This is a genomic window from Curtobacterium herbarum (genome assembly GCF_016907335.1).
Lineage (GTDB): Bacteria > Actinomycetota > Actinomycetes > Actinomycetales > Microbacteriaceae > Curtobacterium > Curtobacterium herbarum.
The window spans coordinates 3,499,602-3,515,806 of the sequence record NZ_JAFBBT010000001.1; the positions used below are offsets into that span (position 1 = coordinate 3,499,602).

Sequence of the window (16,205 nt, forward strand, 5' to 3'; positions counted from 1 at the left end):
AGTCATCTATCCACTTCTCTCCCCAGTTTCCACAGGCGCCCCTCCAGCTGTGTACAAGCGAGCGGCGTGTCCTCCACAGTTATCCACAGGCTTTCCACACTGTGGGGAATCCGCCGCATGGAACCGTCTCAGATGGTGGACGCATGCAGAAGGAGGCCGATCCCGGGTGTGGGACGGGCCTCTCCCCACCGGCACGGCCTGCCCGCCGCTGGCGCGTCGGTCAGGTACCGGCGGCGTGGGCCCAGGACGGGGGGTGGCGGGGTCGGGCGCCCTACCGGTAGCGGCGGTCCTGCTTGATCCGACTGGTCAGTTCGGTGACCTGGTTGTAGATCGAGCGGCGCTCCTTCATGAGCTCCGCGATCTTCTTGTTGGCGTACATCACCGTCGTGTGGTCGCGGTTGCCGAACAGCTGGCCGATCTTCGGCAGCGACAGGCTCGTGAGCTCACGGCACAGGTACATGGCGATCTGGCGGGCCGTGGCGATCGCCTGCGACCGGGACGAGCCGTAGAGGTCGTCGACCGAGAGCTTGAAGTAGTCCGCGGTGTGGTTGATGATGTCCGTCGGCGCGATGACGTTGTCCTCGTCCAGGGTGATCAGGTCCTTGAGGACCGTCTGCACCAGCGCCATGTCGACGGCCGTCCGGTTCAGGCTCGCGAACGCGGTGACCCGGATCAGGGTGCCCTCGAGCTCGCGGATGTTGCTCGACACCTTCGACGCGATGAACTCGAGGATGTCGTCCGGCACCTGCAGGTGGTCCGACTGCGCCTTCTTGCGGAGGATCGCGATGCGGGTCTCGAGGTCGGGCGCCTGGACGTCGGTGATCAGCCCCCACTCGAAGCGGCTGCGCATCCGGTCCTCGAAGCCGGTGAGGTGCTTCGGCGCGACGTCCGACGTGATGACGACCTGCTTGTTGTGGTCGTGCAGGGTGTTGAACGTGTGGAAGAACGCCTCTTGCGTGGAGTCCTTCCCCTGCAGGAACTGGATGTCGTCGATCAGCAGGATGTCGATGTCGCGGTACCGCTGCTGGAACTGGTTCGAGCGGTTGTTCGCGATCGAGTTGATGAAGTCGTTCGTGAACTCCTCGCTCGACACGTAGCGGACGCGGATCCCCGGGTAGAGGCTCTCGGCGTAGTGCCCGATCGCGTGCAGCAGGTGGGTCTTGCCGAGGCCGGAGTCGCCGTAGATGAAGAGCGGGTTGTAGGCCTTGGCCGGCGCCTCGGCGACCGCGACCGCTGCGGCGTGGGCGAACCGGTTCGAGGCACCGATGACGAAGTTGTCGAAGTTGTACTTCGGGTTCAGTCGCGACTCCGGACGACCGCCGGTACCGGGAGAGTCGACCGGGCTCGGCACGAACGGCGCCTCGATGTACTGGCGGGGCGCGGCGGTCTGTGGCACGTGCTCCTGCACCGGTTCGGCGTAGGACGGCACCGCGACGGCGTCCACCCGCGGCTCCGAGGCCATGTCGGGGTTCACGGTGATCGCGAAGTTGGCGACCGAGTCGTCACCGATCCGCGAGACGGCCTCGGTGATGGGCACCCGGATGCGCTGTTCGAGCATGCCGCGGGTCAGGTCGTTCGGGACCTCGAGGTAGAGCGTGCCGGCGAGGACGCCCTTGGGCTCGACGAGGTTGAGGAACCCGTGCAGCTGCGGCGTGATCCGGTCGTCGTCGGCGAGGATCCTGAGCACTGACGACCAGAGGTCCTCGACGGGGTCGGCCGGCATCGTCATGGCGTGCTCGTCTCCTGGTCTCACTGCTCGGGTGGGTCGGGCTGCGGGCGCAGTCGGTCCGGGTTCGGTGCTGGTCCTGCTGGTTCCGGGACGGCTCGTCCGGCACCAGGCCGGGCGGCGGACGTCGTGCGAGCCACGCCGGGGCCGACCCGCGCCTCCGGGATGGCCGGAGGCGATCGGCGCGGTGTTCCGTGCGCTGCTCGCCGTCGAGCTTCCCACAGGGTTGTCCACAGTCTGCTCCACGGCCGCGCGGACCGTGGTCGAGGGGGTACTCCCCCGTACTACCGGGCTTCCGGCGGTGCGGTGACACAACTGTAAAGGACCGGGGCGCGTCGCACCCAACGGAAGTTGTCCCCAGTGTGGAGAATCGGGAGGCGGTGGTCACCCAGGCCGCGCGGGCCCAGGGGTGTTTGACCTCGCAGCCCTCGTCACGTACCGTTGTCCAGTTGACTGCGGCCGTTCGGTCGCGCCTTCCGTGTCAACCAACGCATACGTGACGGCTCGCCGCGAGCAGCCGTGTGGAGATCATCATGAGCAAGCGCACCTTCCAGCCGAACAACCGCCGCCGCGCCAAGAAGCACGGCTTCCGGGCCCGCATGCGCACCCGCGCCGGCCGCGCCATCCTCGCCGCACGCCGCGGCAAGGGGCGCACCGAGCTCTCCGCCTGATCCGCGGGGGTCCTCGTCGTGTTGGCCCGAGCCAACCGCATCGTCCGAGGCGACGACTACCGGATGGTCGTGCGCCGTGGCCGCAGGAGCGCCACGGCACACGCCGTCGTGTCGGTAGTCCGTCGCCTCGATGACGATCCTGGTCCCACCAGGTTCGGGTTCATCGTGGCGAAGACCGTCGGGAACGCGGTGACGCGCAACCTCGTGCGTCGCCGTCTGAAGGCGATCGCGCACGGGGTCCTCCCGAGCGCGCCGCTCGGGTACGACGTGGTGGTGCGTGCACTGCCAGCCGCCGCGCAGGCCGCATGGCCTACCCTGCTCGAAGACATCACGCGCTCCTTCGCGCGCGGTGTCGAGAAGGCAGCATGAACCGGTTCCTCTGGGTCGTCGCGTTGCTCCCACGCAACGCGTGCGTCGTGGTGCTCCGGGCCTACCGTGCGGTGATCTCGCCGCTCTACGGCAACGTCTGTCGGTACCACCCCTCGTGTTCGCGCTACGCGCTCGAGGCGATCCAGCAGTACGGCGTGGTCCGCGGATCGGCGATGGGCGCTTGGCGCATCGCCCGGTGCAACCCGTGGGCAGCCGGCGGGATCGACGACGTCAGGGAACGTCGCCGCCCCTTCACCGTCAGTCGGTTCGGGTTCGTCCTCGCGCCGACCCCGCAGCAACAGCAGACCTCGGCCGGCTCGGTCCGTCCGGTGCTGCTCCCCCAGCGCACTCGAAAGGCGTGACCGTCCCCATGGACCTCATCGGTACGATCCTCTGGCCACTCAAATGGGTGGTGTCCGCGATCCTGGTCGGCTTCCACTGGGTCTTCGAGAACCTCGGGATGGACCCGTCCGCGGGCATCACGTGGGTGCTGTCGATCATCTTCCTGACCTTCGTGGTCCGCGGCGCGCTGATCCCCATCTTCGTGCGACAGATCAAGTCGCAGCGACGGATGCTGGAGGTCGCCCCGCAGCTGAAGAAGATCCAGGACAAGTACAAGGGCAAGAAGGACCAGTTCTCGCGTGAGGCCATGTCCCGCGAGACCATGGCGCTGTACAAGGAGACCGGGACCAACCCGCTCAGCTCCTGCCTGCCGCTGCTGATCCAGATGCCGATCTTCTTCTCGCTGTACTCGGTGCTGCACGAAGCGCAGATCAACAAGACGGGCATCGGCCTGCTGTCGAGCGATCTCGCCCGGTCCTTCGGCAACGCGTCGCTCTTCGGAGCACCGCTGCACGAGACCTTCACGAACGCCTCGGGCTGGGAAGTCCGGGTCATCGCGGGCTTCATGATCGTCGTGATGACGGCGTCGCAGTTCATCACCCAGCTGCAGCTCGTCGCCAAGAACATGTCGCCGGAGACCAAGGCGTCCCCGATGTACCGCCAGCAGAAGATGATGCTGTACGTGCTCCCGCTGGTCTTCGTGATCTCGGGTCTCTCGTTCCCCCTCGGTGTCATGTTCTACTGGCTGGCCTCCAACCTCTGGACCATGGCCCAGCAGTACTTCGTCATCCGCAGCATGCCGACGCCGGGCTCCGAGGCCGCGCTCGCTCGTGAGGCCCGTCTCGCGAAGAAGGCCCAGCGCCGCGGCACCCCCGCGTCCGCCGGAGTCCTCACCGAGGCCGGAACGGGTGCGTCGATGGCGGAGGTCGAAGCCCGCGTGAACAACCAGCGCCAGCAGCCGGTCGGCAAGACGCGCGCCAAGAAGAACGGGAAGACCAAGTGAGCGAGCAGGACACCGCTGCGGTCGTCGACACCACGGACGACGAGCAGCACCTCGCCCCCACGGACGCGACGGACAACCCGGCGGCGACGGACGACGCGGACGACCTCGACGGTGACGACGAGGTCCGCGACGAAGCGGACATCGCGGCCGACTACATCGAAGAGTTGCTCGACATCTGCGACCTCGACGGCGACATCGAGATCGAGGAGCGTGCCGGTCGTGTGTACCTGACCGTCACGGACGACGACTCCGCGCTCCGGGTCCTCGCGAAGCCGGACACCGTCACCGCCCTGCAGGAGCTCACGCGGATCGCCGTGCAGGCCGAGACGGGCGAGTTCAGCCGCCTCATCCTGGACATCGGTGGCTCGCGCGACGCCCGTGCCACGGAGCTGCAGCGCCTGGTCGACACCGCCGTCGAGCGCATCGAGGCTGGTTCGACCACGGCGGCACTGCCCCCGATGTCGTCGTACGAGCGCAAACTGGTCCACGACCTGGTCGCCGAGAAGGGCTTCCACTCGGAGTCCGAGGGCGAGGGTCGCGACCGTCACACGGTCATCACGCGATGACCGACGCCGACGTCACGGCCGGTTCGGAGCCTCCTGTCCTGGAGGCCGAGCCGGCCGTTGCCGCGCGACTGTTCGGCGACCGGATCGCGGGGGCCCGGTCGTTCGCGAACGAGCTCGCTCGTCGCGGCGAGGAGTTGGGCCTGATCGGTCCGCTCGAACTCCCCCGACTCTGGACCCGACACATCCTCAACTCGGCACTGCTCGCACCGCTGCTCCACGAAGGTGCCACCGTCGGTGATGTCGGATCGGGTGCCGGCCTGCCGGGGCTCGTCCTCGCGATCGCACGACCGGACGTCTCCATGACGCTGATCGAGCCGATGGAGCGCCGGACCGATTGGCTCCGCGCCGAGGCCGATCGGCTCGAGCTCCAGAACATCACGGTGCTCCGTGCGCGGGCCGAGGACGTCGCCGACGAGCTGGTGCTCGACCAGGTGACCGCCCGTGCGGTGAGTGCGCTCTCGAAGCTCATCCCGCTGACCGTCCCGTTGGTGCGGTCCGGTGGTCAGCTCATCCTGATGAAGGGCGCCCGCGTCGATGACGAGGTCGCTGCGGCCCGCAAGGTGATCCTGCGCCAGCGTCTCGAAGACGTCGAGGTCCTCGAGCTCGGAGAGGGTGTGGTCGAGGAGACCACGCGCGTCTTCCGGGCTACAGTTGACTGACGCCACCGGTCCGGTCTGATCGGGCTCCGCTGCAGCACGGTTCGCCGGGTGCGCACAGAGCGCGTCGAGGGGTGACGGCATGACCGATCACCCCGATGTTCCACGTGAAACACAGACCGGGGAAGAGGCACTCGTTGAGTTCATCCACCGACTACGACGCGTCGACACCCCTCGCGCGGGAGATCGCTGATCTCAACCGCCGTCGGCGTGCGATCGCGACGCAGCAGTTCCCGCTGCCGGCGAAGACCCGTGTCTTCACGGTGTCGAACCAGAAGGGTGGCGTCGGCAAGACGACCACCACGGTGAACCTCGCGGCTGCGCTCGCACACGGCGGAGCACGGGTCCTGGTGATCGACCTCGATCCGCAGGGCAACGCCTCCACCGCGCTCGGCATCGACCACCAGGCCGAGGTCGCGAGCATCTACGACGTCATCGTCGACGAAGCGCCGATGGCTGACACGGTGCAGCGCTCCCCTGAGTCCGAGACCCTGTGGTGTGTCCCCGCGACGATCCACCTGGCGGGCGCGGAGATCGAGCTCGTCTCCCTCGTCGCGCGGGAGCAGCGCCTCCGGACGGCTCTGGACGAGTACCTCGCTTCCGTCGAGGAGCCGTTCCACTACGTGTTCATCGACTGCCCGCCGTCGCTCGGTCTGCTGACCATCAACGCCTTCGTGGCGGCGAAGGAGGTGCTCATCCCGATCCAGTGCGAGTACTACGCGCTCGAAGGTCTGAGCCAGCTGCTGCGGAACATCGAACTCATCGAACGGCACCTCAACCCCCACCTGGCGGTGTCGACGATCCTGCTGACGATGTACGACGGGCGCACGAACCTGGCGAACCAGGTGGCCAACGAGGTGCGGACACACTTCGGCGACCAGGTGCTGCAGGCGATGATCCCCCGTTCGGTGCGGGTCAGCGAGGCGCCGAGCTACGGGCAGAGCGTGGTGTCGTACGACGTCAACTCCACCGGGTCGCTCTCCTACCTGGAGGCCGCGGCCGAGATCGCAGAACGAGGAGCACAGGCCTGATGGCACCCAAGCGGACCGGACTCGGGCGAGGCATCGGCGCGCTCATCCCCACCACGGACGAGCAGCAGGCGCGGCCGGTCGACGTGTTCTTCCCGTCCGGAGGAACCTCGGCAGCGGACACGACGAACGGTGGCGCCGGCGCGGGGACGGCCGAGGAACTGCTCGCTGTGCCGGGCGCCCGACTGGCCAACCTCAACCCGCTCGACATCGTCCCGAACGCCCAGCAGCCGCGGAAGGAGTTCCGCGAGGAAGAGCTGCAGGAACTCGTGCACTCGATCCGTGAGATCGGGCTGCTCCAGCCGATCGTCGTGCGGCCGATCGCCGGGGCTGCCGGCACTGCGCCGCAGTACGAGCTCATCATGGGTGAGCGTCGTCTCCGCGCCACGAAGGAACTCGGTCTCGCGACCATTCCGGCGATCGTCAAGGAGACGCCGGACGACGCGATGCTCCGGGACGCGCTACTGGAGAACCTGCACCGCGCCCAGCTGAACCCGCTCGAGGAAGCGTCCGCCTACCAGCAACTCCTGGCCGACTTCGGGATCACCCAGGAGCAGCTCGGGCAGCGCATCGGTCGCTCCCGCCCGCAGATCACGAACACCATACGACTGCTCCGCCTGCCCTCCCCCGTACAGCGTCGGGTGGCAGCCGGGGTTCTGTCGGCAGGCCACGCCCGTGCGATCCTCGCCGCACCCGATGCCGAGGCGATGGAGTACTTGGCGGAGAAGATCGTCAACGAGGACCTGTCGGTCCGTGCCGCCGAGGCGATCGCGCAGCAGCTCTCCACGAAGACGCCGGCGAAGACTCCGGCACCGCCGTCGAAGCGTCAGGTGCACTTCAACGACATGGCCGAACGCCTCGGGGACCGCTTGAACACCCGGGTGAAGATCGCCGTCGGCGCGCGGAAGGGTTCCGTGACCATCGACTTCGCGAACCCGGACGACCTGTCGCGGATCCTCGGCGAATTGGGCATCCAGGACGTGGCCGACTAGCCAGGTCGTCACGTGCGGGGCTGTGCGCCCTTCTGAGCGCGCTGGAGCATACGGATGGGTACCGGTGAGGGTCCGCCGCGATTCGCGCGGCAGCGGCGAGCAGGGCGTCTGTGTGGGTTCCCGGTTCGATAGTTGTGGCATCTCGGCGATACGGGTCGGATTGCTGCGCACTGGTGGCCGGACTGGCTGCTCGGCGGCACCCCGGGCCCGGAGAGCGGCATCCGTCGTCGGCCTGGTTCTCGATCGGTAGAGCCGGACCGTTCGTGGCCGTCGGCGGGATGTTCCACGTGGAACCTTCCGGCCAGGTGTCCGCAACCGCTTGTGTTCGAACGGCTGAGCGGAACAACCGCGGTTGCTGCGCGCGATCGTTGCGGCCGGAGGGTTGTCGGTCAGGGCAGGGAACCACCAGATGAGGACCTCCCGCGCAGAGCCACGGGTTCCTGGTATCGGATGCCGGCACCAGCGGCGATGTTCCACGTGGAACATCGTTGGCAGCTCTCGAAGATGAGGCCCCTGTTCGGCGCAGACGGACGCGGAACTCGAGTGCCTCCGGCGTCGCCAGCCCTGAGCGACCCAAGATCACGACGAAGCTGCTGCGTCGGAGCGCACGTTCTGGCCCGCGGCCACTCCCCGCTCCTCGGACCTCGGGCAGGGTCACAGGCCATCGACGCCGGCGGGCGGTGGCAACTCCGATGCGAACTCCTCTGTGTTCCACGTGAAACCTCATGGCGTTGCTCTGTCTCGACCCCTGATGAGTCCGCTCGCGTCGATCCGGTCCAGAGGCGACGGGCTGTACTGAAGACGCACGCGGGGTCGGCCCCGGGCACTGTTCTCCGGGAGCCGAGTGACCAGACGGCGCATGTGGTCCGCCCCAGGCACTGTCGTGAGGGAAGGGGGTAGCCAGGCCGTGTGTGCGCATGGCGTTGAGGAAGTCCGTCGACGCGCGCACGGCGATCCTCTGCAGCACTGAGAGGAAGCCGACGAAGGTGCGATCGAGCAAGTGGGCGTACCGTCCCGGCGTCGAGTCGTGTTCCGTCATCGATGCCGGCTCGCGACGGAAATTACCCGAACTTGCCGCATGGTTGACCGAGAATCCGAGCGGCGTCCTCGTGTTCAGTGCTGAGCGTCGTCGGGGAGAGGAGCCTCCCGCAGGCGCACGGAAGGTGCACCGGGTTCGTTCCAGCGGAACAGGACCAGGTGCCAGAGCCCCGGGCTCGTGCGCGATGGGTCGATCAACCCGTTCGCCCCCAGTTCGATCAGGCGGTCGCGCACCATCCACGAGCTCGGTGTCCCACCGCGGGCTGCGATCTCCTGCCACGGGGCGACTGCATCAGCGAGGTCGATGCCGGCAGCATGCACCGCAGCAGCATCGCGCAGGTCGACGATCCCGAACGCGTTGACGTCGACCTCGATGATCTCCAGCGCTGCGGAGCGGGCCGCCTTGTGCGCGATCATCGCGGCGTGGACTCCATCGACGGACGAGCTCAGGTACAACGTCGGCTCGTCTGCTCTCGAGTACCGGCCGGCAGAGCGTGATCCCGAAAGTGCGTCCTGGCGGTAGAGCGGGTCGACGGCGCGGTAGAAGGTACCGCGGAGGAATGGGGCGAAGACTGAGTCGGTACCGGTCACGACGGAAGGCTCTCACGGGATGTCGCACATGCCCTCGGGAGCCGGATGTCAGGGCTTCCCTGCGAGATGTACCGACAGACGAGCCATGTTCCACGTGGAACATCGACCAGCGCCGCCGCGCGCCTGAAGAGATCAGGCGGAGTGGTCTCGGATGGCCTGCTCTGCCAGCTCGGCGTACGTCCACCCCAAGTCGAACCCCGACGCCGAGAGCGCCTGGGGCACGAGCGACGTCTCCGTCAGACCAGGCAACACGTTCACCTCGAGGAACCACGGCGTACCGGCTCCGTCGACGATGAGATCGACACGGGACACGTGCCGGAGCCCGAGCGCCCGGTGTGCCAGGACTGCAGCAGCGGAGGCGGCCTGCGACTGCTCCTCGCTGAGACGAGCCGGCGTGAAGAAGGTCGTCTCCCCCGCGTTGTACCGAGCCTCGTACCCGTAGAACCCGTTCCGCGGAACGATCTCGACGGGCGACAGTGCGAGTGGCCCGTCTCCGGTGTCGATGATCCCCACGGCGATCTCGGTCCCGCGGATGAGCTGCTCGACGACGGCGTCCTCGCAGTACGTGTACGCGGCGACCATGGCGCGCGGCAGGTCGTCGACGTTCTCGACGAGGGTGACGCCCTGCGCGCTCCCACCGCGGGCCGGCTTCACCGCGAGCGGAACCGGGTGCTCCGAGGCGATGGCCTGCAGGACACCGACGGCGCCGAGTTCACGGAAGACGTCGTGCGACAGGGTGATCGACCGTGGCGTGCGGACGCCGGCACGCGACACGAGCGCGGAAGCGGTCGGCTTGTCCCACGCAAGGCGAGCGGAGGTCGAACGCGAGCCGACGTAGGGAATGTCGAGGGCCTCCAGGATGCCGCGGAGCGCGCCGTCCTCGCCGGACGCACCGTGCAGTGCCGGCCAGACGACGTCCGGTCGGTCCGCGGCCAGCGCGGGCAGGAGGGACGCATCGGCGTCCCGCAGGTCGACTTGCCAGCCGTACCCGGTCAGTGAGTCGGCCACGCGCCGACCCGACCGCAGCGAGATGTCCCGTTCGTGGGAGATCCCCCCGGCGACGACGACGACGTGACGGCGGGCGAACTCAGCCATGGGAGCGATCCTCTGCGGATGGGGTACAACGGAAGGAAAGGCCTGGTCAGGGCATGTTCGGCTGCGGTGAGCTGACCGACGAGGTACTCACCGATGCGCTCGACCGACTGGCGGAGCCGAAGGTCTCGACCAGTTCGAGCTCGTCGTTGACCACCGATGCCAACCGCTTCACGCCGACCCGGATCTGCTCCGGCGTCGGGTAGCAGAACGACAGGCGGATGTTGCCCGCTCCGCGGCCGTCGGCGAAGAACGCGGTCCCCGGTGTGTAGGCGACGAGTTCCTTCACGGCCCGAGGGAGCATGCCCTTCGAGTCGAGGGAGTCGGGCAGCGTCAACCAGATGAAGAACCCGCCGTTCGGCACGGTCCAGCTCAGGTCGGGCAGGAACTCCCCCAGCGCCGAGAGCATGGCATCGCGGCGCTCGGCGTAGATCCCGCGGAATGTGTCGACCTGGCCCTTCCAGTCCGCGGCGTCGAGGTAGGCGTTCACGACGTACTGGCCGAACGAGTTCGGTGCCAGGACGGCGGACTCGTTGGCGAGCACGAGCTTCTCGCGGATCGCGTGCGGGGCGAGGGCCCAGCCGACGCGGAACCCCGGCGCGAGGGTCTTCGAGAACGAGCCGAGGTAGACCACGCCCTCGTCGTCGATCGAGCGGATGGCCTGCGGCGCGGGCTCGTCGAACCAGAGCAGCCCGTACGGGTTGTCCTCGAGCACCAGGATGTTGTTGGAGCGGCAGATGTCGAGCACCTCGATGCGGCGCTCCCGGCTCATCGTGACGCCGGCCGGGTTGTGGAAGTTCGGGATCGTGTAGAGGAACTTCATCCGCTTGCCAGCGGCCCGCAGACGGGCGATCGTCTCGCGCAGGGCCTCCGGGACCAGACCGAGCTCGTCGGTCGCCACGTGGACCGTCTCGGCCTGGTACGACCGGAACACACCGATGGCTCCGACGTACGACGGGGACTCGGCCAGGACGACGTCGCCCGGGTCGATGAACAGCCGCGTGACGAGGTCCAGGGCGTGCTGGGACCCCGTGGTCACCACGACGTCCTCCGCGCTGGCACGGATGCCCTCGAGGGACATCACGTTCACGATGTGCTCGCGGAGGGAGCGCAGACCCTGCCCTCCGCCGTACTGCAGCGCCATCGCGGCGTCCTCGGCCATCACACGGTCGAGTGAGCCCGTGACGAGCTCACGGGGCAGCGCTGAGACGAAGGGCATGCCGCCGGCGAGCGAGACCACCTCGGGCCGCGACGCGACGGCGAACAGAGCTCGGACCTCGGAGGCGCTCAGCCCGGCGGTGCGCTGGGCGTAGGAGTCGTACCAGGGGTCGAGACTGTTGCCGTTCGTCATCGAGTTTCCTCCACTCGGTCGTTCTCGCCACAGTACGACATGCAGCCGGGCATCCGTCGCTGTGGGTCACAGGCCGATCGGCGATCCGTGGCCTGGTGCCGGCCTGGAGGCCCACCCAGCGTCCGCCGCGTCGGCGGACGTGGGCCGGGCCTCCAGACAGGCGAACGCCCCGCCCTCCGATGGAATGGAGGACGGGGCGTCCGGGTCTGTGCGGCGGATCCCTACGCGAGGAAGTCCGCGAGGTCGGCCTCGAGGGCCGGCTTCGGCTTGGCGCCGATGACGGTCTTGACGACCTCGCCGCCCTTGAACACCTTCATCGCCGGGATCGACGTGATCTGGTAGTTCATCGCCGACTGGGGGTTGTCGTCGACGTTGAGCTTGACGATCTCGATCTTGTCGGCGTGCTCCGCCGCGATCTGGTCGAGGATCGGCGAGACCGCGCGACACGGGCCGCACCACTCAGCCCAGAAGTCCACCAGGATCGTCTTGTCGGACTTGAGGACTTCAGCCTCGAACGTGGCGTCGGTCACTGCCTTTGCGCTGGACATGTTTGCTCCTTCGACGGGAAGTCGGTTCGGTGTGGTGAACGGGGACACGTCGGCGCGCATTCCCTGGCGTACAGGGCCGCGGGTCAGACCCGGGCGGTGACGTCGATGATCGCCTCGGTCGGGGTGACACCCTCGGCCGCGTCGGTCAGGTCGTCGTCGAGGTCGGCGAGGTACTTCTCGGCGTCGAGCGCTGCGACCGCACCGGAACCGGCGGCGGTGATCGCCTGGCGGTAGGTCGGGTCGAGCACGTCGCCGGCGATGAAGACGCCCGGGACGCCGACGGCGCGGGACGAACGGCCCTCGACCGCGAGCGTGCCGTCGGGGGCGATCTCGAGCTGGTCGTGGACCAGGTGGGTGCGCGGGTCGTTGCCGATCGCGATGAACAGGCCGTCGAGGGCGAGCGAGGACTCTTCCCCGGTGACGGTGTCCTTGAGCGTGACGCCCTCGACCGCGGAATCACCCGTGATGCCGGTGACCTCCTTGTTCCAGGCGAACTCGATCTTCGGGTCGTTCATCGCCCGGTCCTGCATGATCTTCGACGCACGCAGGGAGTCCTTGCGGTGGATGACCGTCACCTTGTCGGCGAAGCGGGTGAGGAACGTGGCCTCCTCCATCGCGGAGTCGCCACCGCCGACGACGGCGATGTTCTTCTGACGGAAGAAGAACCCGTCGCACGTGGCGCACCAGGAGACCCCGTGGCCGGAGAGACGCTCTTCGTCGGCGAGGCCGAGGTGGCGGTAGGCGGAGCCGGTGGCGTAGATGACCGTGAGGGCCTCGTACGTCTCGCCGGAACCGACCGTGACCTTCTTGACCTGACCGGTGAGGTCGACCGAGACGGCGTCGTCGTACAGGACCTCGGCGCCGAACTTCTCGGCCTGTTCCTGCATCTTGATCATGAGGTCGGGGCCCTGGACACCCTCGGGGAAGCCCGGGAAGTTCTCGACCTCGGTGGTCTTGGTGAGTTCACCGCCGGTCTCGACACTCGAGGCGACGATGAGCGGCTTCAGCTCAGCGCGCGCGGCGTAGATGCCGGCCGTGAACCCGGCAGGACCGGAACCGATGATGATGAGCTCGCGCATGCGTGATTGCCCTTCCGTTGCTTGCTGACCGGGTCAACCAATGGTACCGGCGCGCCATTCCCGCGGCCTGGCTGTGCGGTCAGCGTCCGAGGCGGCTGCGGACCAGCGTCACGGCGTTCGCGATCTCGCCGTTCTTCGCGACGACGAGCACACCGAAGTACACGGCCGCCATGACCGCTCCCGTCAGTACGAGCGTGATGAGGGCGCTCGTCACGTCGGCCATCGCGAAGCCGCCCTCGGAGAACGCACCGAAGAAGTTCGCGACGAGGACCCCCGCGACCCCGGCGACCAACGCGCCGATCAGGAACTGCACGTGCGACCGGGTGACGTTCGGGCCGTCGATCCCGCCGAGACGCTTGCGGACGAGGACGAGGGCCACGATCGTCTGCGCGGTACCGGCGAGTGTGGTGCACACCGCGATGCCGACACCGATGTGTTGCGCGGGGAACGTGGCGACCGCGAGGGCCCCGATGACGAAGAGGCCGGACTGCACGATCTGCATGAGGAACGGAGTGCGGTGGTCGTGCAGGGCCCAGAAGACGCGCTGGATGATGAAGAGCATGCTGAAGAGGACCAGCCCGGGCATGAACCCCACGAGCACCCACGCCATGGCCTGGGTCAGCCCGAACGTGTTCTCCCAGATGCGCGCGAACGAGGTCGACGTCACGATCAGCGCCACCGTCGCGAACACGGTGAAGAGCCCGACGATCCGGAGGGACAGTGACAGGTTCCGCCGGACTGCGTCGAGGTCTCCCCGCTCGGCGTCGTGGCTCATGCGGGTGAAGTACGCGGTCGCGATCGACACGGTGATGATCGAGTGCGGCAGCATGAAGAGCAGCCAGCTCGTCGCGAGTGTGGCGTTACCGGCACCCTCTGCCAGGGACGCGACCCGCGACTGGACGAGGCCTGCGAGCTGCGTGATCAGGATCATGCCGAACAGCCAGCCGGCCGCCGTCCCGGTGGACTTCAGTCCGACGCCGCGCCAGCGGAAGTCGAGTCGGAAGGACAGTCCTGCTCGGCGCCAGAACAGCGGGAGGAACGCGGCCTGGGCGAAGACGCCGAACGACGCACTGCCGGCGAGGATGGCGACCTTGAGCGGAGTCCACGCATCGACGCTGGAGTTGACGTCTCGTCCGTGGAACATGGCGATGAACACGACGAGCCCGGCGATCGCGATCACGTTGTTGATCAGCGGTGCCCAGGTGAACGGCCCGAACACCTGCTTCGCGTTGAGGACCTCACCGAGCAGTGAGTACATCGCGTAGAAGAGGATCTGGGGGAGGCACCAGAACGCGAACGCGATGGCCAGGTCCGTCTGCGCCGGTGTGAAGCCCTTGCCACTGTCCCCGGCGCCCTGGCTGTAGGCGTTCACCAGGAACGGTGCGAGGAGTGTCGCCGCGATCGTGATCACGATGAACACGGAGCCCGCGAGCGTCACGATCTTGTTCACGTACGCCGTGCCGCCGTCGTTGTGCTGCTTCATCGCGCGCACGATCTGTGGGATCAGCACGGCGGACAGCAGGCCACCGGCGATCAGGGCGTAGATGTTGTTCGGCAGCTGGTTGGAGACCGAGAAGGCGTTCGCCGCGCGGGACCCCGAGTTGCCGATCGCGTAGGCGAGCACGAACGTCTTCGCGAACCCGAGCAGGCGCGAGATCATCGTCCCCGCCGCGAGCATCGCGCTGGCCCGGCCGAGGCCACGTCCCTCGCCCTGCTCGGCGTCGACGTCGGCGCCGGGCTGGGTGGTGCTGATGGTCGGCTCCTCGGGGCGGTGGTCGGACGGGAGGCTCGACTCGACCCCGGCACGCGCGATCGCGTCCTCGAGACGGTCGCCGTCCCCGCCGACGGTGTCGGTGCCGGAGCTGGCCGCGGCGATCGCGGTGGCGGTCCCGGGGACGGTGGTCGGGCCTCCAGACCGGGAGAGGTCGGCAGACCGGGAGAGGTCGGCAGACCGGGAGGCGTCGGCCGACGGTGCGGCGTCGGCGTCCATCGGGGGCTCACCGGGCCCGGGGGGCTGGACCTCGAGGGGACGGTTGGGGTCGTCCTCCTCCGGCTCCGGCTCGCCGTTGCGGCGACGGAGGCGGCGGCGGACGTTGCGGAGGATGCCGAGACCGAAGACGGCCACGACGGCGATCGCGGCGAGGGCCGTGATGACGGTCTCCCACTGTGCCTGCACGTTGATCTCGACCGTGGCCGGCGTGGCGATGCGGGCACCGCTCGCGCTCGTCAACGCCATCGACAACGCGACCTTGCCGTTCGCGACCGACTGCACCGGGAAGGTGGTGCGGGTCGAGGAGCGGGGTTGGATCGTCACCTCGACCGCGTTCCGTTCGATGCGCAGGAACGAGTTCGACGGTGTGACGGTCAGGAACACCGTGACCGGCCAGTCGGAGCGGTTGCGGACCGAGATCGGCAGCGAGGACCGGTCGCCGAGCAGGGTGATGTCGCTCGAGTTGACGATGCCGACGCTGGCGATCGTCCTCTGGTCGGCGGTGGTGATGTCGTCGACGACCTTCGTCAGCCCGTCGGGGTCCGCGCGCCATGCGTTCGAGGCGGCGGCGAGGATCCGGAGCCGGGCCGGGGCGGTGACCTCGGCCGGGTCGGCGACGGCGCTGGCGAAGTCGACGAGCGCCTGCTCGGACCGCACCAGGCGGCGGAGGACCGTGAGCCGGTCGCCGCCGTCGTCGCTGCTCTGCAGGGTGAGCGAGCCCGGCTTCGCGTCGACCACGGTGGAGAAGTCGGTCGGCGAGATCCAGGCGGTGTCGTCGAGCGCGTCCAGGGTCTGCTCGAGACGTGCGGAGTCGGTCGGCCAGGCGCGGTCGAGGGTCAGCAGGACCGGGCCGGTGGCGCTGCCCTGGACGGCGACGGTCGCGAGGGTGGCGCGGAGGGTCGTCACCGCGCGGTCGGTGGCGCGAGCGGACTTCGCCTCGGCGGCCTGGCGCAGCAGCTCGGACATCCCCTGGTCGGAGACGAGCGCCTTGGTGCCGGCGACCTGCTCGGCGGCGGCGACCGTGGTGTCCCGGCCGGCGGAGGTGTTGCCGCTGGACACGATCGTCGAGGTGTACCCGGCCTTCTGCAGGGCGGGGAGGTCGTCGGTGGCGACGGTGCCCTCGACGGGCCAGGCGACGGTGTCCACGGTCCAGGGGAAGGACA

General features: G+C 68.4%; 15 protein-coding genes. 8 read left to right on the forward strand and 7 right to left on the reverse strand.

Annotation, left to right across the window (positions count from 1 at the left end):
- Positions 1-271: 271 nt before the first annotated feature.
- A complete protein-coding gene (gene dnaA, locus JOD51_RS16700) occupies positions 272-1,729 on the reverse strand; it encodes a chromosomal replication initiator protein DnaA (RefSeq protein ID WP_204610604.1) in 1,458 nt (485 codons plus the stop codon).
- 530 nt (positions 1,730-2,259) lie between these two features.
- Between dnaA and rpmH the strand changes: the two genes are divergently transcribed.
- From rpmH to JOD51_RS16740, 8 genes are all read left to right on the forward strand, one after another.
- On the forward strand, positions 2,260-2,397 hold the full coding sequence (gene rpmH / locus JOD51_RS16705; protein WP_043595303.1) for a 50S ribosomal protein L34: 138 nt from the start codon (positions 2,260-2,262) through the stop codon (positions 2,395-2,397).
- A gap of 18 nt (positions 2,398-2,415) precedes the next feature.
- Complete coding sequence (rnpA, locus tag JOD51_RS16710) at positions 2,416-2,766, forward strand: ribonuclease P protein component (RefSeq protein WP_111075313.1); 351 nt, start codon at positions 2,416-2,418, stop codon at positions 2,764-2,766.
- Positions 2,763-3,128: a membrane protein insertion efficiency factor YidD gene (gene yidD / locus JOD51_RS16715; protein WP_204610606.1), complete on the forward strand. Its 366-nt coding sequence runs from the start codon at positions 2,763-2,765 to the stop codon at positions 3,126-3,128. Before rnpA ends, yidD begins: the two co-directional genes overlap by 4 nt.
- Positions 3,129-3,136: 8 nt before the next feature.
- Positions 3,137-4,111, forward strand: coding sequence for a membrane protein insertase YidC (gene yidC, locus JOD51_RS16720; RefSeq protein WP_204610607.1), 975 nt, complete (start codon positions 3,137-3,139; stop codon positions 4,109-4,111).
- Positions 4,108-4,677: a Jag family protein gene (locus JOD51_RS16725; RefSeq protein ID WP_204610609.1), complete on the forward strand. Its 570-nt coding sequence runs from the start codon at positions 4,108-4,110 to the stop codon at positions 4,675-4,677. The genes yidC and JOD51_RS16725 overlap by 4 nt, the downstream gene beginning before the upstream one ends.
- A complete protein-coding gene (gene rsmG, locus JOD51_RS16730; protein WP_204610611.1) occupies positions 4,674-5,336 on the forward strand; it encodes a 16S rRNA (guanine(527)-N(7))-methyltransferase RsmG in 663 nt (220 codons plus the stop codon). Before JOD51_RS16725 ends, rsmG begins: the two co-directional genes overlap by 4 nt.
- A gap of 95 nt (positions 5,337-5,431) precedes the next feature.
- A complete protein-coding gene (locus tag JOD51_RS16735) occupies positions 5,432-6,364 on the forward strand; it encodes a ParA family protein (protein WP_204610613.1) in 933 nt (310 codons plus the stop codon).
- The gene (locus JOD51_RS16740) at positions 6,364-7,353 is read left to right on the forward strand and encodes a ParB/RepB/Spo0J family partition protein (RefSeq protein WP_204610615.1); all 990 of its coding nucleotides are present in this window, start codon (positions 6,364-6,366) and stop codon (positions 7,351-7,353) included. The genes JOD51_RS16735 and JOD51_RS16740 overlap by 1 nt, the downstream gene beginning before the upstream one ends.
- Positions 7,354-8,466: 1,113 nt before the next feature.
- Here the strand turns inward: JOD51_RS16740 and JOD51_RS16745 are convergent.
- From JOD51_RS16745 to JOD51_RS16770, 6 genes are all read right to left on the reverse strand, one after another.
- Complete coding sequence (locus JOD51_RS16745; protein WP_204610617.1) at positions 8,467-8,982, reverse strand: RES domain-containing protein; 516 nt, start codon at positions 8,980-8,982, stop codon at positions 8,467-8,469.
- 132 nt (positions 8,983-9,114) lie between these two features.
- A complete protein-coding gene (locus tag JOD51_RS16750; protein WP_204610619.1) occupies positions 9,115-10,077 on the reverse strand; it encodes a D-alanine--D-alanine ligase family protein in 963 nt (320 codons plus the stop codon).
- A gap of 46 nt (positions 10,078-10,123) precedes the next feature.
- Positions 10,124-11,425 carry an aminotransferase-like domain-containing protein gene (locus JOD51_RS16755; RefSeq protein ID WP_204610621.1) on the reverse strand — a complete coding sequence of 434 codons (1,302 nt, stop codon included), beginning with the start codon at positions 11,423-11,425 and terminating at the stop codon, positions 10,124-10,126.
- Between the two features lie 221 nt (positions 11,426-11,646).
- The gene (gene trxA, locus JOD51_RS16760) at positions 11,647-11,973 is read right to left on the reverse strand and encodes a thioredoxin (protein WP_110902894.1); all 327 of its coding nucleotides are present in this window, start codon (positions 11,971-11,973) and stop codon (positions 11,647-11,649) included.
- Between the two features lie 83 nt (positions 11,974-12,056).
- A complete protein-coding gene (gene trxB / locus JOD51_RS16765) occupies positions 12,057-13,052 on the reverse strand; it encodes a thioredoxin-disulfide reductase (protein WP_204610623.1) in 996 nt (331 codons plus the stop codon).
- Positions 13,053-13,131: 79 nt separating this feature from the next.
- A partial coding sequence (locus tag JOD51_RS16770; protein ID WP_204610625.1) for a DUF6049 family protein occupies positions 13,132-16,205 on the reverse strand: 3,074 nt, incomplete at its 5' end.